Below are 20,607 nucleotides of genomic sequence, written 5' to 3'. Positions count from 1 at the left end.
AACGCGGTCCTCACACCGTCGCAAGAGGCGGCACCGCGCGCCTTCGCCGAATCCCGTGGGCACGAGAGGGAACCGGGGAACCACCAACCCGTGGGGTGCATCGGGCAGTTCCCCTGCCCGTAGGAGACCTTCCTGCTCCGAACCCTCCCCCAGTGCCTGAACGGCCTGGGGGGACCCCCACCGCTAACCCGGCAGGCGAGAGGAAGGAAAGGTGAACGCCCCCGTGGCGTCCAACAGCCCCACAGGCGAGGACAGTTCGCACAGCTCCTGGCCGGGCCCGGACCGGTCCGGCGAGACAACGCCCGACGTTCCGGCCCCCTTTGCGGAGAGCGACGCTCCGGCCCGTGGCCGGCACCGGGTGCCCAAGCAGCGGGGCGGCACGATGGCGCGCGGCGGCGCGGCCCTCGGCGTCGGCGTGATCGCCGCGGTCGGCGCGGGCACCGGCGTCGCGAGCGCCCAGGAGCGCCCGGCCCCCATATCCGTGCCGGACGTGGAACCGACGGCGGGGACGGGCCCGTACGCCTCCGACGATTCCTCCAGCGACTCCTCCGGCGGCGAGGGCACCTCCGCCGCGGAAGCCGCGGCCGAGGCGCCCGCCCCCGCGGCCCCCGCCCCCGCGCAGGGCGCGTCCGACGCCGGCGAGGCGCTGCGCGCCCGCATCCTCCAGCAGGCCGACCCCGGTCACCACCCCGCGGACGCCGCGCGCACAGCCGCGCAGGAGCGGGCGGCCGCGGACGCGCAGCGGATGGCGGCGGCGCAGGCCAGAGCGGCGGCCGCGACCCACACGGACAGCACCGCGGCCCAGCAGGCCCGGAGCGCCGCCCAGGCCGCCGCGGCCCACGGCGCCGCCGCCCAGCAGGCCGCCGCCAAGGCCGCGGGCAAGGCCCAGGCCGAGGCCCGGCGGGCCGCCGAGCGGATCGACCGCGCGAAGCACCGCTACGTCCTGCCCGTCTCCTCCTACCGGATCACCGCCCGTTTCGGGTCGCACGGCGGCATGTGGTCCCACCGCCACACCGGCACCGACTTCGCCGCGCCGACGGGCAGCCCCGTCAAGGCGGTCGGCGGCGGCAGGATCACCCACGCCGGCTGGGCCGGCTCGTACGGCTACCGCATCGTGCTGCGCCTGGACGACGGTACGGAGCTGTGGTTCTGCCATCTGTCGTCGATGGTCCGCACCCACGGCAAGGTCGCTCCCGGCCAGGTCATCGGCCGGGTCGGGGCGACCGGCAACGTCACCGGACCGCACCTGCACCTGGAGGTCCGGCCGCACGGCGGGGGCCCGGTCGACCCGCTGCACTGGCTGCGCTCCAAGGGCCTGCATCCGTAAGAGGTCCTGTCATCTGTAAGGGGTGAGCTGCGCGCCGGGGGCTTGCGCATACCCCCGCGCGCCGCTGTTCCTCCCCTGCCCACCCGCCGTGCCCCGATGCGGAAATTTGCCGCGAATGTTCCGAGGGCGACAGGGAACTCAGATGATGTGACGCCCGCGACCATCAGCACTTCCGTGCCCTCACGCCTGGACCGGCTGCCCTGGTCCCGGTGGCACTGGACCGTGGTGGTCGGCCTGGGCACGGTCTGGATCCTCGACGGCCTGGAGGTCACGGTCGTCGGCAACATCGCGGGACGCCTCTCGGAGCAGGGCAGCGGCCTGCCCATCACCGGCTCCCAGGTGACCGGCGTGGCAGCGGCGCTCTACGTCTCCGGCGCCTGTGTCGGCGCCCTGTTCTTCGGCCGGCTCACCGACCGCTTCGGCCGAAAACGGCTCTTCATGGTGACCCTCGCCGTCTATCTGGCGGCGACCGCGCTGACCGCGCTCTCGTACTCGTCCTGGTGGTTCTTCGTCTTCCGCTTCATCACCGGATTCGGCATCGGCGGGGAGTACGCGGCCATCAACTCCGCGGTGGACGAGCTGATTCCGGCCCGCTACCGCGGCCGCGTCGACCTCGTCATCAACGGCAGCTTCTGGCTCGGTGCCATCGCCGGTTCCCTCCTCTCGATACTCCTGCTGGACACCCGCTTCTTCCCGAAGGACGTCGGCTGGCGGCTGACGTTCGGGCTCGGCGTCGTCCTCGGCTTCGTCATCCTGCTCGTCCGCCGGCACGTCCCGGAGAGCCCGCGGTGGCTCTTCATCCACAGCCGGGCGGAGGAGGCCGAGGTGCTGGTCGACGCGATCGAGCGGCGCATCGAGGAGGAGCGGGGCGCCCCGCTGGAGCCGGCCGTCGGCACCATCACGATCCGCCAGCGCAAACGCACCGGCTTCCGCGACATCGCCCGCACGGTCTTCACCGACTACCGGCGGCGCGCCGTGCTGGGCCTCGCCCTCTTCATCGGCCAGGCGTTCCTCTACAACGCCATCACCTTCGGGTTCGGGGAGATCCTCACCAAGTTCTTCGGCGTCTCCACCTCCCGCACCGGCTATTTCTTCGCCGTGATAGCGCTGGGCAACTTCCTGGGCCCGCTCTTCCTGGGCAAGCTCTTCGACACCGCCGGCCGACGCATCATGATCTCCTCCACCTTCCTGGTCTCCGGAGCCCTCCTCTTCGTCACCGCCTGGCTCTTCGGCTCCGGCGTCCTGAGCGCGGTCACCCTGACCGCCTGCTGGTGCGTCGTCCTCTTCTTCGCCTCCGCCGGTGCGAGCAGCGCCTACCTCACCGTCTCCGAGGTCTTCCCGACCGAGACCCGGGCCATGGCCATCGCCTTCTTCTACGCGGTCGGCACCGCGGCGGGCGGGATCAGCGGCCCCCTGCTCTTCGCCGAGCTGACCAGCAGCGGAGTCGTCGGCGACGCGGTCCTCGCCTTCCAGATCGGCGCGGCGCTGATGTGTCTGGCCGGCGTGGTCGCGGCCTTCCTGGCCGTCCCGGCCGAAGGCCGCTCCCTGGAGGACATCGCCACACCGCTGTCCGTCCACACCGGCCCCCTGCCCGCCACGGCACTGGTCGACCTGCCCGTACCCCCCGTGGAAAGGCCCGGCCGGCCCGGCTGCCCCACGGAATAACCGGGTCGGCGCCCGCGCTGCCAGAAAGCATGACGACGCACACCCGGAAGATCGGCAGCCTGTCCGTCCACCCGCTCGCCCTCGGCGGCAACGTCTTCGGCTGGACCGCCGACGAGCAGCAGTCCTTCGCGGTCCTGGACGCCTACGCGGAGGCCGGCGGCAACTTCGTCGACACCGCCGACGTCTACGCCGCCTGGGCACCCGGAAACGTGGGCGGCGAGTCCGAGACCGTCATCGGCAACTGGATGGCCGCACGCGGCAATCGGGCCGACATCGTCGTGGCCACGAAGGTGGGCGCCGGGGTTCCGGAGAAGGCCGGCCTGTCCGCGCGGACCATCAAGGAAGGCGTCGAAGCCTCCCTCCGCCGCCTCCGGACCGACTGCATCGACCTCTACTACACCCACTACGACGACCCGTCCGTCCCGGTCGAGGAGTACATCACCACCCTCGACGGCCTGGTGAAGGCGGGCAAGGTCCGCGAGATCGCCGCCTCCAACGTCACGGCCGAACGCCTCGCCGCGGCCCTGGAGTTCTCCGACTCCTCGGGCCTCGCCAAGTACGTGGCGATCCAGCCGGAGTACAACCTCGTCTCCCGCGACACCTACGAGGGCCCGCTCGCCGACGTCGCCGCCCGCCACGGCCTGGCCGCCGTCCCGTACTACGCCCTGGCCTCGGGCTTCCTCACCGGCAAGTACCGCCCCGGCACGACGGTGGACAGCGCCCGCGCGGAAGGCGCGGCGAAGCACCTGGGGACGGAGCGCGGCCTGCGCGTCCTCGCGGCCCTGGACGAGGTCGCCGCCGCGCATGACGCCGAGGTGGCCACGGTGGCCCTGGCCTGGCTCGCCACCCGCCCCACGGTCGCCACCCCGCTGGCCAGCGCCCGCACGGTCGAACAGCTGCGCCCGCTGCTGGCGTTGGCGGATGTGGAGCTGACGGGGGAGGAGTTGGAGAAGCTGACGGAGGCGTCGGCGTAGTCAGCCTGTCCGGGGGTTGAGGTTGCGGGTCCGGGGCGCAAAACCCGGCCCCGCCCTCCCCCTCAGCCCTCGACGGCGGAAGCCGACCGCTCCACGGCCCAGGACGTCGCCGCCACAACCCCCGTAACCCCCAACACCGAAGGCCAGGCACCCACCCGCTTCGCCAGCGGATGCGACCCCGCAAAACCGGCCAGGTACAGCCCGGTCAGAGCCGCCGCCTTCCCGGCCCCCACCTTCCCGGCCCACTGCCGAGCCGCGACGACCCCGGCCACGCCCAGCGCCACCCCACCCAGCGGCCGCTTCTTCGTGATCCGGGCAACGCTGTACCCACCGATCAGCCCGGCCGCAGCCGTCACAGCCGCCGGAACCCGCGTCACCGCACCGGCAATTCCCGCCATAGCGCCAACCTCCGTATCAAAGACACCGACAACAGGTGTCGCACGTAAGCCTGCTCCCGAAGCTAACCCTCGCCCCGAACCGGATCACCGAGGCCCCTCACGCCGTCGCCGTTCACGCCGCCGCCGCGAGCAACGACTCCGCCACCGCCGTCCGCGCGTACAGCACCGACCGCCCCGTCCGGTGCGCACTCACCATCCCGGCGCCCCGCAGCGCGGCCAGGTGCTGCGAGACGCCGGCAGCCGAGATCCCCGTACGCCCGGCCAGCTCCGTCGTCGACGCCGGCGCGTCCAACTCCGTCAGCAGCCGCGTCCGCGACCTCCCGAGCACGGCCGCGATGGCCGCCTCCTGCGGCACCGGTTGCCGCTCCCACAACGCCCCCGCACCCCGCGCGGGGTACGCGAGCTGCGGCGGCGCGGGCGGCTGCTTCCAGGTCAGCACACAGCTCGCGAACACGGACGGAACGAGCAGCAGCCCGCTTCCGACGCCCCCGTCCCGCGAGACGACGCAGCGCCGCCGCACGAGCCGCAACGTACTGTCGTCCCAACTCACCGTCCCATGGAGGTCGTTGAAGAGGTGGCCGGCCCCCCGCTCGGCGACCTGCCGCGCCCGGTGGAACACCTCCGCGTCGAGCACGGTCCTGATCTTCGCCCAGTACGGCGCGAGGGCGATCTCCCAGTAGGTCTCGATCTCCTCCGCGACGAGCTCCAGCCACCGCCCGCACCCACTGCCCGGAATCCGCTTCCCGAGCTTGCCGAGATCAGCGGCGACCATCGCCTCGGGAGTGGCACGGATGGCACCCAGCTCGTCCTCGAGGGACGGCGACGGCTCCTCGGGAAAAGGCGTGAGAAAGTCACATAGATAACCGTCCGCCGGGATCACCCCGGCCAGCAGCCCGGCATCCAGCCCCGCCTCGGCCACGCGCGGCCGCACCTGCTCCAGCCACCGCCGGTGAACCGGATGCGCGATGCCCGACGCGAGCAGCCGGAAGCTGGTGACCACCTCCCACATCGGCGAGACGGCGAAGCGCGTGAGCGCCAGATCATCAGCGGAAAAAGCCAGTTCCGTCTGCACGGCCACCCCCGAAGCCCGATTGGATTAAGCCAGAGCTTAATCAATAACTCCCGCACCGCCAGGGGTCGCAAGCTCGCCCCATGCTCTCCACCTTCAGCGGCCTCCCCCGCACCGCCTGGATCATCTTCGCCGGGACAGTCGTCAACCGCCTCGGCTACCTCGTCACCCCCTTCCTCGTCTTCTTCCTCTCCTCCCGAGGCATCCCCACCGACCAAACCCCTTACATCCTCGGAGCCTTGGGCGCGGGCAACCTCATAGGCCCCGTCCTCGGCGGCCTCCTCGCCGACCGCGTGGGCCGCCGCACCACGATGCTCACCGGCCTCCTCGGTACCGCAGCCGCCCAGGGCCTCCTCTACCTCGCCCCCAACGCCACCACCCTCGCCCTCGCCGCCGTCCTCCTCAGCGCCACCGGCAGCCTGGTCGGCCCGGCGGCCGGCGCGCTGCTCGCGGACAGCGTCCCCGCCTCCCGCCGCCGCACCGCCTTCTCCCTCTCCCACTGGGCGGTCAACATCGGCACGGCCGTGGCCGGCATGCTGGGCGGCTTCCTGGCCGCAGAGGGCTACTGGCTCCTCTTCGCCGCGGACGTCGTATCGACCCTGACGTACGCGCTGATCGCCACCCTCCTCCTCCCGCGCGACGCGACGCCCTCGAAGCCGCCCGCCGGGGAGGGCACCGGCTACGGCGTCGTCCTCCGCGACCCCCTGATGCGCACCCTGCTTCCCCTCTTCTACGTAGCCCTGGTCATCTACAGCCTGACCGAGGTCGCCCTCCCCCTCGCGATCCACGACGACGGCCTCTCGGCAACCACCCTCGGCCTGATGGCCACCCTGAACGCGGCCCTGGTGGTGGCCCTCCAGCCCGTCGCCACCTCCGTCCTCTCCCGCTTCCCCCAGATCCCCGTCTACGCCATGGGCAGCACTCTGGTCGCCCTGGGCGTGGCCCTGACCGGCGTGGCCCACTCGACCTGGGCCTACGCGGCGACCGTCGTCCTCTGGTCCCTCGGCGAGTCGATGGTCGGCGGCATCGCCGGCTCCATCGTCGCCTCCCTGGCCCCCGCCCACGCCCGAGGCCGCTACCAGGGCGCGTACCAATGGACCGTGGGCGTGGGCCGCTTCACGGCCCTGGCCGTCGGCACGACGGTGTACACGACGGCGGGCCCGTCGTTCGTCTGGTGGACCACGGCTGTGGCAGGCACCGCGGCAGCCCTGACGGTCACGGCCCTGTCCCCGTCCATCGCCCGCCGAACCGCTTCCCCGAAGCTCCCGCTCGACCCCACCAGGCCCAAGTGCGACGCAGAACTCGCGGCCTGACGAAGCTCGAACCAGAGGCACTTCCTCACAACAACCATCCCGTCCCCCACCAGATGGAGCCCACAAACGGAGGAGAGCTCCCGCACAAGCAGCAGCCCACGCCCGGTCTCGTCCCGGTCGTGGGCTGGTGTGTCGCACGCGGGTGCGGCCGAAGCGCCGGATTGCCATCCCGCACCTCCACGAGTACCCGATCCCCGTAGTCGGTGACCTGTACGGACAACATCGCGGACCCCGCATGCTGAACGACGTTGGACACGACATCGGACACACACAACCGCGCATCATCCACGAGCCCGAGATGCCCACCGGCTTCGAGCACGGTGGTGACGAACTCCCGCGCGACCCGCACGGCCTCTGGAATGGCAGGAGCGAGCAACTGGTAAGAGCGAACGGGCTCGTGGGCTGGGGTGACGTTTGGGCAAGGGAGGCTCGCAGTGGTCATGGATGTGGTCTCCCAACGATGTCGTGGACCTTCCGTGCAGGTCCGCCGTCCGTGGCTCGGCCGTCTGCCGGAAATCGGTATGCAGACGGCTGCACTTCGGCTCTTCCCGGCTGTGCTGCGCGGCGTGGGTCAGGACCGTAGGTCACAAGGCTGCGCCGTCACAACCCTGTGCCATGATCGAGTGACAGAGGGTGGACTGTGGGATGGTGGCGCACCACACTCGCTGTCATGGAAACGGAGGGCTCGTACTCATGCCACCGAGGAGTAACCCCACTGCGCGCCAGGCCCGACTAGGCGCTGAGCTAAGGAAGTTGCGTGAGGCGTGCGGGATGTCAGCCAGCGAGGCTGGTGCACATCTCGGTGGCGGGACAGCCCAGATCAGCCATATCGAAGCCGGTCGTTGGGGCGTGAGCCCCGAGCGTGTCCGGCGCCTCGCCCATCACTACGGATCGGGCCATCAGGCGCTGATCGACGAGCTGTGCAGGATGGCGGGTGAGCGCGGACGCGGCTGGTGGGACGAGTATCGAAGCGCCCTGACCCAGGGATTCCTTGACGTCTCAGAACTTGAGCACCACGCACGTGCGATCCTGCTGCTTCAGATCACTTATATCCCAGGCATCTTCCAGACAGCCGACTACGCCCGAGCGGTGTTCAGCAGTGCTTCCCACAGAATCCCGAAAGATCAGGTGGACGTACGCGTCGAACACCGCACTCGCCGACGTGTTATCTATGACCGTGCGACGCCGCCGTCCACCACAGCCCTCGTCCATGAAGCGGCACTACGCATCCGGTACGGAAGCCGTTCGGTCCAGCGGGACCAGTTGAGGTTCCTTGCTGAGGTTGCAGAGTGGCCAGCTGTGCAACTCAGGATTGTGCCCTTTGACATGGATGGTCTGTCGGGCTCCATCCAGTCCATGCTCTACGCCGTCGGCCCGTTCCCAGAGCTCGACACCGTGCAAATCGATGATGCCTTCTGTGGCCGCCTGGTCAACTCCGTGTCGCTGCTGGCCATGTATCGGGACATGTTCGCCGTTCTGGAACGGAAAGCTCTCGACGCATCTTCGTCGCGGAATCTCATCTACCAAGCTATCCAGGAAATGTGAGAAGCGAAGCTGTGACGAAACCGATTTCCTGGCAGAAGTCTTCGTATTCGGGCGGTGGCCCGGACAATAGCTGTATAGAGTTGGCGCAGTTTGGAGGCGGCGTAGCGCTGAGGGAAAGCAGTGAACCTAAGATGTTGATCACCATCGGTCGCGATCTGGTGTCCAGTCTCAAGCTGTATCTTCACAAAGAGAGTTGCCCTAGACGTTTCCCGCTTCCCTCTGCTGAGTAGGGGATGTGGGTGCTTGCCCTCGGGGTGTCGGATGCCTTCGATATGTTCGCAGGCGCACTATGCTCCGATTCGGCTCCAGAGTGAGCGCGTTGGGGGTATCAGTCTCCTGGCGCAGGCGAGCAGACAGTAGCGGTTGATGTTGATTACTGAGCGTCGTGCGGCTAGTGCGGTACGTGTTCGGTGGTGTTTGGGGTGCCACGACCGAGCCTGCTGAGGACCGCAGCATCCTGTGAGGTTGGACCCAGGCGGGCAATGCATCGGTTGGGGACTCCGGCGGCATCGCTGGTCAGGGGGCACTGCTGAGGGTGATCGTGCGCACCGCAGCAGCGGGTGTCAGACCCTGGGTGTTTGATGAGTCAGGATAGTAGACCTGTGTGGTTCCGACCTGGAGGTAAGAGCGTGGCTGAGCTGTCGGCCGTGGAGATCTGCGCGGGCGCTGGTGGGCAGTCGCTCGGCCTTGAGCTTGCAGGATTCGAACACGCCCTTGCCGTAGAGCTGGACAAGAACGCGGCCGACACGCTGCGCGCGAACCGGGACTGGGACGTACAGCAGGGTGACGTCGCCGATGAGGGCATCTGGAACCCTAAAAAATATGTCGGTATCGACTTGCTCGCCGGCGGAGTGCCTTGCCCTCCGTTCTCAATTGCAGGCAAGCAGCTCGGCGCGACTGACGAGCGGGACCTATTTGCTTGGGCGGTAGAACTGGCAGGGAAGATGCAGCCGCGGGCCCTGCTCCTTGAGAATGTGCGCGGCTTGTCGATGCCTCGTTTTTCTGCCTACCGCCAGCATGTGAAGGACCGGCTTAGAGATCTCGGCTATTGGTCTGACTGGCAGTTGTTGCATGCCAGTGACTACGGAGTTCCGCAGCTGCGACCCCGTTTCGTCCTCGTCGCGATGCGTCATGAAGATGCCCAGTGGTTCGAGTGGCCTGAAAAGGCCCCTTATGAAGGCACGGTCGGATCGGCTCTGCAGAGTCTGATGGCGGTGAACGGCTGGCGCGGTGCTAAGGCGTGGGCAAAGAAAGCAAATGACATTGCTCCAACAATCGTCGGAGGCTCGAAAAAGCATGGGGGTGCCGATCTCGGTCCGACTCGCGCCAAGGCGGCTTGGCGCGAACTTGGTGTAGACCCGATGGGCGTTGCTGACGCTCCGCCTAGCGCGTCGGATCCTGTCGACTTCATGCCCAAGCTCACTACCGAGATGGTTTCTCGCATCCAAGGCTGGGGTCCTGAGCCTGAGTATGAGTGGACCTTTACAGGACGGAAGACGACCCGTTACAGGCAGATCGGCAATGCCTTTCCTCCGCCTGTAGCTCGCGCTGTCGGAACATCTATCGCCAATGCACTGAACCACAAGGGAGAAGCAAAGGCATTGGCTGATGTGGAGAATGAGGTCATGCATGACCATCTCTATTTGGCATTGAAGGACGCTCGCACCGCTCTCACTGAAAGGGAGTTGGTGAAGCTCTCCGGAGAGAGAATGGACTCCTTGGCTTTCGAGCGTCGAATGGCCATGCTGGCGCGGGATTTCGTGATCGACGAAGAGGAACAGCTCGGAGGCCGTGCATACCGTCTCGTGGCCTTCAAGGGGTTCATCGGCCAAGAAGGCCACGAGAGGCATGTGCGCTTCGCCGAGATGCGGTCACGGATCAGCTAGCGATTTACGAGCTGATCTTAGAATGCCGCTAGACGGTAAGGTCTAGCGGCAGGTCGCTGATGTCTCGGAGGCGCTTTCCAAAGACGAGGGTGTCGAGCATGCTGACAGCCTCGTCGTTACCGGTTTGGGCGACAGCATTTATCAGCTCCGGCAAGGCGAAGTGATACACCGTATCGATATCACCGGTTCCCAGAGCCAGAGAAGCAAGCCTAGAGGGCGAGGGTTCCCCGGTGACGACCACAATGTGAGGCGTCCGCCCTTTTCGGTTGCGGAGCACGTTGAGAGCTTCCGACCGTGCATTTTGTGCGCGGTCACTGCGTAATGTCCATTTGCACGACACTATGGCGTGAACGATCGCGTTCTCTTGATTGGCCTGTCTGATGACAGCGCGTTGTCCTGAGCTTGTATCTACGAGTTCCTGGTGACGATTGATTGTTTCGTCCGACTCGGGGCGCCGCAGGACTAGAATGTCAGGGCTGATCTCGTATGAGTTTCCGAGCACGGAAGCCAGGGTGCGGTCATTCTCAATGGCGCGTGCAAGGCTGGCTAGGTGTGTATAGGGTTCGTATTTGGAGATCTGATATTCGGTGCGATTTCCGCCCACGTTCTCAATGATCCAGTTGCCTGGGCGCAGAGTCTGGAAGGCAGGAAAGATATCTTCCAGGAAATCCTTTACGGCCTCTTCGAGCTGTTTTCCGGCCTGCTGGCCTTTTAGCTTCTCGGGGATGATTGGGGCGGCAAGGTCTTGCGCTACGCGCAGTGCGATTTCCTTGCTGGTTTTCTGGCTGCTGTCGGCGTTCGAGGCTACGTAATTTGGCGAAATGGATAGGGTGTGCTTGCTGGCCAGGATTCCATGGAATTTCTCCCTGGCTGCGGTAAGCGCTGATGCCATATGGGGTAACGCTCCTAATTGTCGTCGCTGCTGAACTGTTTCTGCAGGTGTGTAATGAGGCTTTCTCGCTCGTTGTGGGTAAGGGCCCGGGACTGATCGTAGACGCGGTCAAGGTCTGACCGGGTGCGTTCGCCTCTGTGCAGCCAGTTGAGCAGCGTTCTTCTGTCTCTACGGCTCAGGCGTTTCACCTGGGCAACGACCTCGTCGTATTGCTGAGGGTCTGGGATCTCATCTCGGACTGTCTCGTTGCACCAGGCGCACTCGGTCCTCCAGTTGTCGAGGTCGTCGGCGGCTCCGCGGGTCCTGAGGCGCTCTTGTGGTACGCGATGCCCGATGGTGAGCTTGGCCTTCTTGTCCGGCTCGCCTGGGTACGACTCCTTGGCGGCGATGCCGCAGACGACACAACGGCCGCCGTCACGTTCGAGGACCAGGCGCCGCGTGCGACGGGATGGCGAGAATGACTTGTGAGCCTTCCGATCCTCGTCCAGCCAGTACCGAACGCCCTTGGCTTCCACGCGGTACTCGTCCGGTTTGAGAGAGTCGTCATCCTTGTAGGAGGGGAGAACCCAGCCCACCGCACGTAGCTTGCGCAGGCGGCGGTTCAGATGTTCGGACTCGCCGACGATGTTTGGTCCTAGCGCGTCACGCAGCTCGTTCATCGTGAATATGTCGCCGACTGCCTTGTTGAACCAGAGCCATGCTGCAAGGCGACGTTCTTGCCCGAAGCGTCTGTTGGTGCCGGGGAAGCGGGAGAGTTCCCAGAACGGAGTTCCATCAGAGGCTCTAAACTCTTCGTTGCTGTTTGTTTCCTCAGGCATGTAGACGAGTATCGCTGACCCGCGTCAGGAGCACATGTGGTGGGCAAGGTTCTCTGGTTGGTGCCGTGTGAGATGTGCCTGTATGAGGGGGCTAACCTCCCTCGTAGCTGTGTGCAATGAAGTGATGGGCTGAGGGTCACTCGCGAACTTTCTGAGTTATGCGGTGAAGTTGGGGGGAAGGTAAGTCCGACGGTTTCTTGCTGGTGGAGCCCAACTGAGCGAGGGTTCGGCTCACGTTGTGCCGCTGCACAAGTGCTATTCAGCTAGGCGGGGTTGGGGTGCTTCGAGGGTGCCGACGACTGGTGACGGCCTGAACGATCTTGTGGCTACAGGCGTCTGAGGGCTCGTGCTCCCAGAAACGGAGCACGAGCCAACCGGCTTCTGTTAGGCGCTTGTCTGTGTCCCGGTCGCGGGCCACGTTGCGGGCGACCTTGTCTGACCAGTAGCCGGGGTTGGTCCGGGGCGCCACGTAGTGTTCTGGGCATCCGTGCCAGTAACAACCATCAACGAACACCGCGACCTTGGCGGGGCGGAAGACGAGGTCCGCTGTGCGGCGCAGCTCTGGTAGCGGTCTCGCTGCTACTCGGTAGCGCAGGCCTTGGGCGTGCACCAGCCGCCGGATCAGGTGCTCGGGCTTGGTGTCCCGGCTGCGGATCGCCTGCATGTTGCGGCGGCGTGCAGCCGAAGACGCCCAAGATCCTTCTGGCGGTGTCCAATCCGTCTCGTCAGCCACAGTTCAGAGGGTAGTGGTGTCTGCGGGGCTGTTGAGCCCCTGGAACCTTCAGGTTCCGCTGCGTTACTGGCGTTGCCCCGGGTCAGCCGTACCGTACGGTCCCTGCGGCGGCAATATCCCCGTTCCGTACGGTCCCGGCCGCCCCGGCCATCCCATCCCCGGAGTACCCGCCCCGTGTCCGGCCACCGGCGGCGTCATCACCGGTCGCACCGCCGACATGGAAGCCCGTTCCAACGCCGGTTGCGCCACATCCTTCCGCTGCCACAAGTGATGCAGCAACTCCTGCTCCCGGGCCTGGAAGTCCGGGGTCATCCGGCCCGCGTACGCCCGCTGCCGCAGGAAGGCCAGGGACGTCGCGAAGGAGATGTACTCCGCCACCGTCCGGGCCGCCGCCGGGCCGTTGGCGCGCTTGGCCACGTCCCGGGCGATCGCCCGCGCCCGCATCGACGACAGAGCCAACGGCTCCGGCGGGGTCAGCCAGCCCGCTGCCTGGTATTCCGGGAGGTGCGCCCGGATCGTGCGGAGTTCGTTCTGGCGGGACCAGATCGTCAGCCAGGTCAGGGTGCCGAAGACGGGGACCATGAAGAGGGCGTAGACGATCAGGAAGCCGAGGCCGGGGAGGGAGGCCGAGCCGTTCCAGACGGCGTGGAGGACCATCGCGGTCAGGAGGCCGGTCAGGGGGACGAAAACACGGAGGACGCGGCGGTGGGCCGGGAGGGTGGCCGCTATGCCGAAGCCCAGGCCGGTCATCGAGGTGAAGAGGGGGTGGGCGAAGGGGGACATCAGGACGCGGACGAAGAACGTGCCCGCGGTGGTGGTGAAGCCCGAGGCGCCGAAGGACTGGTCGGAGGCGTAGGCGTTGCCGAGGTAGAGGATGTTCTCGGTGAAGGCGAAGCCGGTGGCGGTGATGCCGGCGACGACCACGCCGTCGATGATCCCGTTGAAGTCGCGGCGGCGGTAGAGGTAGAGGAGGAGGACGGCGGCGGCCTTGGCGGACTCCTCGACCACGGGGGCCACGAACGTCGCGCCGAAGGAGCTCGCCTCCTCGCGGTGGGCGATGTCGATCGTGTTCATGAGCCACTTCGTGGCGTAGCTGTTCGCCAGGAGGGCCACGAGGGTGGCCGCGCAGGCGCCCCAGGCGAAGGCAAAGATCAAGTTCCGCCAGGGTTTGGGTTCTACGCGGTCCATCCAGCGGAAGGCGGCGATCAGGAGCGGGACGGGCAGGACCGCCAGGCCCAGGCCCACCAGGAAGCCCGCCGTGCCGGTCTGCTCGCGGACCAGGGCGAGGATCAGCAGGCCGCAGAGGGCCAGGAGCAGGGCCAGGGTGCCTGCTCGCACGGCCTTGTTGTCCCAGAGCGCGCGGCGGGGGCGATAGTGCCGGAAGGCCGGGGCGGGTGGCGTGGGTATCGGGCCCGCTGCCGCAGGCCACTGCTGGGACTCATGCACCCGTTGACCTTAACCAAGGGCGCAGGACCGGCGGGGACGCTTTACGCGCGGCGGAACAGCAGGTCGCGGACCACGTGGCCCTTGTCCAGGCCCTGGCCCTCGAAGCGGGTCAGCGGGCGGAAGTCCGGGCGCGGGGCGAAGCCGCCGTCGGGCTGGGTGTTCTCGAAGCCGGGGGCTTCGGTGAGGACTTCCAGCATCTGCTCGGCGTAGGGCTCCCAGTCGGTGGCGCAGTGCAGGAGGGCGCCGGGGGCCAGGCGGGTCGCCGCCAGGGCCAGGAACTCGGGCTGGATCAGACGGCGCTTGTGGTGGCGCTTCTTGGGCCAGGGGTCCGGGAAGTAGACGCGGATGCCGGCGAGGGAGCCGGGGGCGAGCATCTCGCGGAGGAGGATGATCGCGTCGCCGTTGGCGACCCGGACGTTGGTCAGGCCGTTCCGCTCGGCGAGAGCGAGCAGATTGCCCTGGCCGGGGGTGTGGACGTCGCAGCCGAGGATGCCGGTGCCGGGGTCGGCGGCGGCCATCTGCGCCGTGGCCTCGCCCATGCCGAAGCCGATCTCCAGGACGACGGGCAGGTCGGGGTCGCCGAAGAGCTCGCCGAGGTCGATCCTGCTCAGGCCGTCGATGTCGAGGCCCCACTGGGGCCACAGGCGGCGCAGCGCCTCGCTCTGTCCGGTCGTGACGCGGCTGCGGCGCGGCTGGAAGGAGCGGATGCGGCGCTCGTGGTGCGAGCCGGCCGGGTCCGGGGCCGGGCCGTCAGGGAACATCGGCTCCCGGCGTCGGCCCGGAGCGGGGACGGCGGGGGCGGTGGTCTGCTGGGTGGCCGTGGCGGCGTGGTTCTCGGACACAGTTCTTCCATAGTACGGGCGGGCCGGGCACGCCCCACCGGATGATCACCGCAGCTCCGCCAGCACTCTCCGCGCCACCTCCCGTCCGATCGGGAGCGAGGCCGTCGCGGCCGGCGACGGTGCGTTCAGGACGTGCACCATGCGGGGCGAGCTCGCGAAGAGGAAGTCGTCGACCAGCGTGCCGTCCCGGAGCACGGCCTGGGCGCGGACGCCGGCCGGGGCGGGTATCAGGTCGTCCGCCCGCACGCCGGGGAGCAGGCGCCGGACCGCGGCGGTGAAGGCGGGCCTGGAGAGGGAACGGCGGATCTCGTCGGCCCCGTGGCGCCAATGGCGGCGGGCGAGGCGCCAGGCGCCGGGGAAGGCGGCCGTGCCGGCCAGCTCGGCGGGGCGCACCGTCCGCCAGGCGTACCCCTCGCGGGCCAGGGCGGGCACCGCGTTCGGCCCGAGGTGGACATGGCCGTCGATGCCCCGGGTGAGGTGGACGCCGAGGAAGGGGAAGGCCGGGTCGGGCACCGGGTAGACCAGACCGCGGACCAGGCCCCGGGCGGCGGGGGAGAGCTCGTAGTACTCCCCCCGGAAGGGGACGATCCGCATGCCCGGGTCGTCGCCCGCCAGCCGGGCGATGCGGTCGCTGTGCAGCCCCGCGCAGTTGACCAGGGCCCGCGCCCGGAGCACCGCGCCGTCCGCCGTGCGCACCGCGACGGCCGCCCCGCGCCGGCCGATGACGCGGACCTCCGCCCCGTACCGCACCGAGGCCCCCGCGTCCTGGGCGAGCAGGGCCAGGCGGGCGGCGACCGCGCCGTAGTCGCAGACGCCCGTGGTGCCGACGTGGATGGCGCCGATGCCGCGCACCTCGGGCTCGAACTCGGCTATCTGGGCCCGGCCCAGCTCGCGCACGGGAATGCCGTTCTCCCGGCCGCGCTGGACGAGGGCGTGCAGGCGGGGCAGCTCGGCGTGGTCCGTGGCGACGATCAGCTTGCCGGTGACCTCGTGCGGCAGACCGTGCTCGGTGCAGAACTTCACCATCTCCGCCGCGCCCTGCGCCGCGAACCGCGCCTTGAACGAGCCCGGCCGGTAGTAGATCCCGCTGTGGATCACCCCGCTGTTGCGCCCGGTCTGGTGACGGGCCGGGCCGGGCTCCTTCTCCAGCACGACGACGCTCGTGCCCGGCGCGGCGCGCGTGATCGCGTAGGCCGTCGACAGGCCCACGATGCCGCCACCGATCACCAGCACGTCACAGTCGTACGCCGCCATCGGATCACCTCCCCGCGACTCCCCGCACCGACCGCCGGTCCCCGCTCTCGCCGACTCACGGTCCCTATGATGACGTGCGCCACTGACAACGGGCCGAAACATTGTCGGACCAGGGATGATGCGCAGGGGACGCCGGGGCGTGCGGAAGGTGAACGCCCCGTACGCGAACGGCAGTCGTCAGACCGCCGTCGTCATCGACAGCAACGGCCGCGCCCGCTCCCGCAGCTCCACCACCCGCGGCTCGTTGCCGTACGGCTCCAGCCGGTGCAGCAGATCGCGGACGTACTCCGTGGTGCGCGCCGAGGAGATCCGCCCCGCGACCTCCACCGCCCGCGCCCCGGCCGCGCAGGCCGCGTCGAGGTTGCCCGACTCCAGCTCGGCGACGGCCGAGACGACCAGCCGCAGCCCGTGCGAGCGCACGAACTCCTCCGTGGGCCGGGACAGCGCCTGCTCGGTGAACCGCTGCACCTGCCGCGGCATGCGCAGGTCGCGGTAGCACTCGGCGGCGTCCGCGGCGAACCGCTCCTGGGTGTAGAAGTCCAGCCAGGACGGGTCGGGATCGCCGGAGCGGGCCCGCTCCAGCCAGCCCTCGGCCGCCTTGAGCGCTGCCCCGCAGGCCGGCTGGTCGCCCGCCTTGGCCTGGGCGCGGGCCTCGACGAGGCGGAAGAAACTCATCGTGCGGGCCGTGGCCAGGCCGCGGTTGCGCTCCAGGGCCGCCTGGGCCAGGTCCACGCCGTCGTCCGCGTAGCCGCGGTAGGTGGCCTGGAGGCTCATCGAGGCGAGCACATAGCCGCCGAGCGGTACGTCGGCGGCGGCGCGGGCCAGCCGCAGGGCCTGGATGTAGTAGCGCTGGGCGGCCTCCTGCTGGCCGGTGTCGAAGGCCATCCACCCGGCCAGCCGGGTGAGTTCGGCCGTCGCGCCGAACAGCGCGCGGCCCACCTCGTCGGTGTATGCGCCCAGGAGCAGCGGGGCGGCGTCCACCCGCAGGCACTCGGGCACCATCGACGAACGCCAGTCGCCGCCACCGTACTTGGAGTCCCAGCGGCGCGCGTCGTCCGCGGCCTCACGGAGCTTGGCCACGTCGCTGTGGCCGACGCGTTGCGGCAGACCGCAGTCCGGGACGGTGCCGGCGGCGCGCTCGTCGGCCGCCTGCTCCGGATCGCGGGCCACCGAACTGTCGGCCGGGGTTATCAGCCAGCGCGAGGCGGGGGTGGAGTACGCGCTGACGGAAAACGAACCGGCGAGACTCTGCCAGATGCTGCCGCCTCCGCGGCGACCGGCGGAATCCAGCCGGTACAGCTCGGTCGCGGAGCGGACCGCCTGGCCGACATCGCGCGGGAACGCCAGCCCCACCTCGGGCGCCGGGTCCGCCTCGGCGAGCCCGATCTCGTGCAGCGGGACCGGCCGGCCCAGCTTGCCCGCTATCGCCGCGGCGATGAGGTGCGGGGCGGCACCCTGCGGGACCATGCCCTTCGACACCCAGCGGGCGACCGACGTCTTGTCGTACCTGAGTGTCAATCCCTGCTGCGCACCGAGGTCGTTGACCCTCCGCGCCAGACCGGCGTTGCTGATCCCCGCGAGAGCGAGGACCGTGCCCAGCTTCTCGTTCGGTCCGCGTGGCTCCCTGGACATGCGCACCCCTCGGCAACAACGGTGCCCGCCCCGGCATAGGCGCGGGGCATTCGTAAACCCAGCGTAGTTCCCCACATCCCGACCGTTAAGGGGCGCTGTCCCGGATGGCGAGATTCTGGTCCGCATGTGCGTGCACCGAGAGACGCGTGCTCCGGCTGTGTGTGGCCGTGCGCCTGCTGTGCGCCTTGTACACGCCATCGCCCGGGCGGTTCCATGGTGTTCGCGTGGGTTGGCCCGCTGTACTGGATCCAGTGGGCTGGGGGAAGCCGCCGCCTCATTCCCCGCGGGTGGCGGACCGGTCCGGGGGGTGCGGCTCGTGCCTCCCGGACTGCGCCGTTGTTCCTCGCCGGTGAAGCGAACGCCCCGTCCGCCCGGGGGAGTTCGCGGTGGCCGGCGTCCGGGCGTGCCGTGCCGAAAACGGCCGGATCCGGTCGTGCGCCCGCCGTGCCGGACGCCCGGTGCGGGCGCCGAAGCGGTTTCATCCGCCGTCAACCGTGGCAGCATGGGGTGCGCACGGGCCACGGTGTGACGTCATTTCGCCCGGCTTTACGGGCAGTTGGCGTATCGAGGGTGATCAGGAGTCGCCCGTTCCATGTCGCGTCGTCCGCCTCGCTGTGCATGATGACTGCTACCCGATGGTTGTCCACAGCCTGTGGAGGCGGCGATGCGCTGGTTGGTGGGGTGGAGCTGCACCGCCTCCGGGGCCGGTTCCGGAGGCGGGTCCGGCGCCCCGGCGGTCCACCCCGTGGGCGCTCAACTCCTGTGGGAGGACCCCGATCCGCTGTGGGCCGTGGGCGATTGGCGCCCCGACGAGGTGCGCGTCGTCCACGCCGAGGCCGGCCCGTCGGGAACCTCCGCGTTCGTCACCCGCCTCGCCGTCCTCGGCCGCTGCGGGGCCGCCGACGACCAGCTGCGCGCGGGCCTGCTCGCCGCGCGTGGCGGCGCGCTGCGCCATCTGACCGCCTGGCCGGGCAGTTACACCGCCGTCGCGCAGATCGGCCGGCGCATCACCGTCGCCGGGGACCTGGCCGGCGCCCGGCCCGTGTTCCACACGGCCTGGGCCGGCGGCACCGCGTACGCCACCGCCGCCCTGCCGCTCGCCGACCTCATCGAGGCCCAGCTCGACGTGGGGTACCTCGCCGCGCTGCTCGCCTGCCCCGACTCCCCGGAGGCGCTGGGCGACGGCACGCCCTACGCGGGCGTGCGGCGCGTGCCGCCGGGGCACGCGCTGGTCGTGCGCGACGGCGCCCGGGACGTCACGGGGTACGAACCGACCGCCTCGCTCGCCGTCGCCGCCCCCGAGGCCGACGCACAGCAGGCGGTCGAGGGCGTGCGCGACGCCCTCGTCGAGGCGGTGCGCACCCGGTTCGCCGCGCCGCGCCACGCACCGGACTTCGCCACGGGGTTCCCCGGCGGCCGCGACCCCGGCCCCGTGCCCGGCATGGGCCCGGCCTTCCGGCGGGCCGCCCGCGGCGTCCCGGCGCCCGGCATCGGCGCCGACCTCTCCGGCGGCAGCGCCTCCGCCACCCTCGCGCTGCTCGCCGCCGGGCTGCCCGGGCTGCCGGGCACCCCGCCGGGACACGGCGCGGGGGCGGGCGAGCGGCTGCTCGTCGTCACCTTCAACGACCTGGTGGCGGGCGGCGGACGGGCGCGCGAGACCGAGATCGAACGGGCCCGCGCCCTGGCCGCCGACCCCCGGCTGCGCCATGTCGTCGTCGCCGCGGCCGAAGAGGCGCTCCCCTACGCGGACTTGATGAGCGGCCCGCTGACCGACGAACCCGGACCCGCCCTCGTCACCGCCGAGCGCCACCGCCGCCGGCTCGCCGCGGGCAGCGCCGACCACCTCACCGGGCACGGCGCGCGACAGGTCCTGGACGCCCATCCCGCCCGGCTCGCCGACCTCCTGATGGGCCGCCGCAGACGCCATCTGCTGCGCCCGGTCACGGCGTTGGCCCGGGCGGCCGGACCGGCGGCGCACTCCGCGGTCGTCCCCTTCACGGTCTACCGGGCGGCGCGGCGGCTGGCGCGCACGTCCTGCCGGGAGGGGCTGGAGGAGGCGGCCGCGCGGCTGCTGGGCCCCGGGGTCCCCGGGATGGTGGACGACGCGCCGGCCGGGGCCGTGGACGCCTCGCTGGCGGCCCTCACCTGGTGCCGGCCCGGGCCCGCCGCGCGCTGGCTGACGGGCGAGGCGCTGGCGGAGGTGTCGGTCCGCCTCCAGGCGGCGGCCGTCCGGCCGTCGGGGCCGCCGCTGCGCCCCGGCGAACAGCGGGCCGCCGCCGCGCTCGGCCGGTACGCGGCCGACCACCGGGTCCTCGAACAGGCCGCCGAGATCCGTGGCCAGCGGCTGCACGCCCCCTTCCTCGACAACCAGGTCGTCCGCGCCTGCCGCGCGCTCCCCGAGGCGCTCCGCGTGCAACCCGGGGCGCGTGCGGCCGTGTTGCGCACCGTTCTCCATGGTTCGGGCATCCACGACCTGCCGGCCGGCTGGGGTGCCACCTCGCACGCGGCGCACGCCGCGGCCGTACGCGCCGGTCTGCGCGCCTATGCGGCCCCGCTGGCGCAGCTCTTCGACGCGCCCCTGCTGGCCGATGCGGGACTGGTCGAGGCGCGGGTGGTGCGCGGTGCGCTGCACGCGGCGGCGGAGGGGGCGGACCTGCCCCTGGACGGGCTGGCGGAGATCGTTTCGACCGAGGTCTGGCTGCGCCGGCTGCTCGCGCGCCGGGGGACGTGCTGGACGGGGGCGGAGGCGCCGCGGCAGCGGGCGGTGGCGGGGGGTGTGATGCGACGGAGCCTGTAGAGGGCGCCGCCTACGC

18 protein-coding genes and 1 riboswitch are annotated in these 20,607 nt (G+C 69.9%); of the genes, 8 read left to right on the top strand and 10 right to left on the bottom strand.

Annotated features, from left to right (window positions below; genetic code table 11):
- Window positions 1-34 precede the first annotated feature (34 nt).
- Window positions 35-213, top strand: a riboswitch (cyclic di-AMP (ydaO/yuaA leader).
- The 3 genes from AB8735_RS18505 to AB8735_RS18495 all read left to right on the top strand — a co-directional run bounded on the left by AB8735_RS18505 (window position 212) and on the right by AB8735_RS18495 (window position 3,966).
- A complete protein-coding gene (locus AB8735_RS18505; RefSeq protein WP_372408497.1) occupies window positions 212-1,327 on the top strand; it encodes a M23 family metallopeptidase in 1,116 nt (371 codons plus the stop codon). It overlaps the preceding riboswitch by 2 nt.
- Window positions 1,328-1,423: 96 nt before the next feature.
- On the top strand, window positions 1,424-2,992 hold the full coding sequence (locus tag AB8735_RS18500) for an MFS transporter (RefSeq protein ID WP_344031180.1): 1,569 nt from the start codon (window positions 1,424-1,426) through the stop codon (window positions 2,990-2,992).
- A gap of 29 nt (window positions 2,993-3,021) precedes the next feature.
- Window positions 3,022-3,966, top strand: coding sequence for an aldo/keto reductase (locus AB8735_RS18495; protein WP_372408496.1), 945 nt, complete (start codon window positions 3,022-3,024; stop codon window positions 3,964-3,966).
- Between the two features lie 62 nt (window positions 3,967-4,028).
- Here the strand turns inward: AB8735_RS18495 and AB8735_RS18490 are convergent, their stop codons facing one another.
- Complete coding sequence (locus AB8735_RS18490) at window positions 4,029-4,364, bottom strand: hypothetical protein (RefSeq protein ID WP_372408495.1); 336 nt, start codon at window positions 4,362-4,364, stop codon at window positions 4,029-4,031.
- A gap of 112 nt (window positions 4,365-4,476) precedes the next feature.
- The gene (locus AB8735_RS18485; protein ID WP_372408494.1) at window positions 4,477-5,442 is read right to left on the bottom strand and encodes a helix-turn-helix domain-containing protein; all 966 of its coding nucleotides are present in this window, start codon (window positions 5,440-5,442) and stop codon (window positions 4,477-4,479) included.
- A 74-nt stretch (window positions 5,443-5,516) separates the two neighbouring features.
- Between AB8735_RS18485 and AB8735_RS18480 the strand changes: the two genes are divergently transcribed.
- On the top strand, window positions 5,517-6,746 hold the full coding sequence (locus AB8735_RS18480) for an MFS transporter (RefSeq protein ID WP_372408492.1): 1,230 nt from the start codon (window positions 5,517-5,519) through the stop codon (window positions 6,744-6,746).
- A gap of 25 nt (window positions 6,747-6,771) precedes the next feature.
- On the opposite strand, the gene AB8735_RS18475 is transcribed toward AB8735_RS18480, so the two are convergent.
- On the bottom strand, window positions 6,772-7,188 hold the full coding sequence (locus AB8735_RS18475; protein ID WP_372408491.1) for an ATP-binding protein: 417 nt from the start codon (window positions 7,186-7,188) through the stop codon (window positions 6,772-6,774).
- A 203-nt stretch (window positions 7,189-7,391) separates the two neighbouring features.
- On the opposite strand from AB8735_RS18475, the gene AB8735_RS18470 reads away from it, so the two are divergent.
- The 3 genes from AB8735_RS18470 (at window position 7,392) to AB8735_RS18460 (ending at window position 10,177) form a co-directional block, all read left to right on the top strand.
- Window positions 7,392-8,291: a helix-turn-helix domain-containing protein gene (locus AB8735_RS18470; RefSeq protein WP_372408490.1), complete on the top strand. Its 900-nt coding sequence runs from the start codon at window positions 7,392-7,394 to the stop codon at window positions 8,289-8,291.
- The gene (locus AB8735_RS18465; protein ID WP_372408489.1) at window positions 8,288-8,521 is read left to right on the top strand and encodes a DUF397 domain-containing protein; all 234 of its coding nucleotides are present in this window, start codon (window positions 8,288-8,290) and stop codon (window positions 8,519-8,521) included. Before AB8735_RS18470 ends, AB8735_RS18465 begins: the two co-directional genes overlap by 4 nt.
- A gap of 399 nt (window positions 8,522-8,920) precedes the next feature.
- Entirely contained in the window at window positions 8,921-10,177 is a 1,257-nt protein-coding gene (locus AB8735_RS18460; protein WP_372408487.1) for a DNA cytosine methyltransferase, read from the top strand.
- Window positions 10,178-10,205: 28 nt separating this feature from the next.
- Here AB8735_RS18460 and AB8735_RS18455 read toward each other — a convergent pair whose 3' ends face one another.
- The 7 genes from AB8735_RS18455 to AB8735_RS18425 form a co-directional block, all read right to left on the bottom strand.
- Complete coding sequence (locus AB8735_RS18455) at window positions 10,206-11,069, bottom strand: NgoMIV family type II restriction endonuclease (RefSeq protein ID WP_372408486.1); 864 nt, start codon at window positions 11,067-11,069, stop codon at window positions 10,206-10,208.
- A 14-nt stretch (window positions 11,070-11,083) separates the two neighbouring features.
- On the bottom strand, window positions 11,084-11,887 hold the full coding sequence (locus tag AB8735_RS18450) for an HNH endonuclease (protein WP_372408484.1): 804 nt from the start codon (window positions 11,885-11,887) through the stop codon (window positions 11,084-11,086).
- 259 nt (window positions 11,888-12,146) lie between these two features.
- Window positions 12,147-12,620 carry a very short patch repair endonuclease gene (locus AB8735_RS18445; RefSeq protein ID WP_372408483.1) on the bottom strand — a complete coding sequence of 158 codons (474 nt, stop codon included), beginning with the start codon at window positions 12,618-12,620 and terminating at the stop codon, window positions 12,147-12,149.
- Window positions 12,621-12,683: 63 nt separating this feature from the next.
- Entirely contained in the window at window positions 12,684-14,027 is a 1,344-nt protein-coding gene (locus AB8735_RS18440) for a PrsW family intramembrane metalloprotease (RefSeq protein WP_372411872.1), read from the bottom strand.
- Between the two features lie 80 nt (window positions 14,028-14,107).
- Window positions 14,108-14,827, bottom strand: a complete 720-nt coding sequence (gene trmB / locus AB8735_RS18435) for a tRNA (guanosine(46)-N7)-methyltransferase TrmB (protein WP_372411871.1) — start codon at window positions 14,825-14,827, stop codon at window positions 14,108-14,110.
- A gap of 126 nt (window positions 14,828-14,953) precedes the next feature.
- Window positions 14,954-16,162, bottom strand: coding sequence for an L-2-hydroxyglutarate oxidase (gene lhgO, locus AB8735_RS18430; RefSeq protein WP_372408481.1), 1,209 nt, complete (start codon window positions 16,160-16,162; stop codon window positions 14,954-14,956).
- A gap of 177 nt (window positions 16,163-16,339) precedes the next feature.
- Entirely contained in the window at window positions 16,340-17,794 is a 1,455-nt protein-coding gene (locus AB8735_RS18425) for an MFS transporter (protein ID WP_372408479.1), read from the bottom strand.
- 664 nt (window positions 17,795-18,458) lie between these two features.
- On the opposite strand from AB8735_RS18425, the gene AB8735_RS18420 reads away from it, so the two are divergent.
- Window positions 18,459-20,591, top strand: coding sequence for an asparagine synthase-related protein (locus AB8735_RS18420; RefSeq protein ID WP_372408478.1), 2,133 nt, complete (start codon window positions 18,459-18,461; stop codon window positions 20,589-20,591).
- Window positions 20,592-20,607 lie beyond the last annotated feature (16 nt).

The sequence above is a fragment of the Streptomyces luteireticuli genome (genome assembly GCF_041519305.1).
GTDB lineage: Bacteria > Actinomycetota > Actinomycetes > Streptomycetales > Streptomycetaceae > Streptomyces > Streptomyces luteireticuli.
This window is presented reverse-complemented; position numbering and strand designations above follow the sequence as displayed.

Bases quoted from the DNA above. Each gene is read 5' to 3' on its own strand.
- AB8735_RS18500 (WP_344031180.1), top strand. From the start codon at position 1,424: ATGCGGAAATTTGCCGCGAATGTTCCGAGGGCGACAGGGAACTCAGAT.
- AB8735_RS18495 (WP_372408496.1), top strand. From the start codon at position 3,022: ATGACGACGCACACCCGGAAGATCGGCAGCCTGTCCGTCCACCCGCTC.
- AB8735_RS18490 (WP_372408495.1), bottom strand. From the start codon at position 4,364: ATGGCGGGAATTGCCGGTGCGGTGACGCGGGTTCCGGCGGCTGTGACG.
- AB8735_RS18480 (WP_372408492.1), top strand. From the start codon at position 5,517: ATGCTCTCCACCTTCAGCGGCCTCCCCCGCACCGCCTGGATCATCTTC.
- AB8735_RS18475 (WP_372408491.1), bottom strand. From the start codon at position 7,188: ATGACCACTGCGAGCCTCCCTTGCCCAAACGTCACCCCAGCCCACGAG.
- AB8735_RS18470 (WP_372408490.1), top strand. From the start codon at position 7,392: ATGGTGGCGCACCACACTCGCTGTCATGGAAACGGAGGGCTCGTACTC.
- AB8735_RS18455 (WP_372408486.1), bottom strand. From the start codon at position 11,069: ATGGCATCAGCGCTTACCGCAGCCAGGGAGAAATTCCATGGAATCCTG.
- AB8735_RS18450 (WP_372408484.1), bottom strand. From the start codon at position 11,887: ATGCCTGAGGAAACAAACAGCAACGAAGAGTTTAGAGCCTCTGATGGA.
- trmB (WP_372411871.1), bottom strand. From the start codon at position 14,827: ATGTTCCCTGACGGCCCGGCCCCGGACCCGGCCGGCTCGCACCACGAG.
- lhgO (WP_372408481.1), bottom strand. From the start codon at position 16,162: ATGGCGGCGTACGACTGTGACGTGCTGGTGATCGGTGGCGGCATCGTG.
- AB8735_RS18425 (WP_372408479.1), bottom strand. From the start codon at position 17,794: ATGTCCAGGGAGCCACGCGGACCGAACGAGAAGCTGGGCACGGTCCTC.
- AB8735_RS18420 (WP_372408478.1), top strand. From the start codon at position 18,459: ATGCGCTGGTTGGTGGGGTGGAGCTGCACCGCCTCCGGGGCCGGTTCC.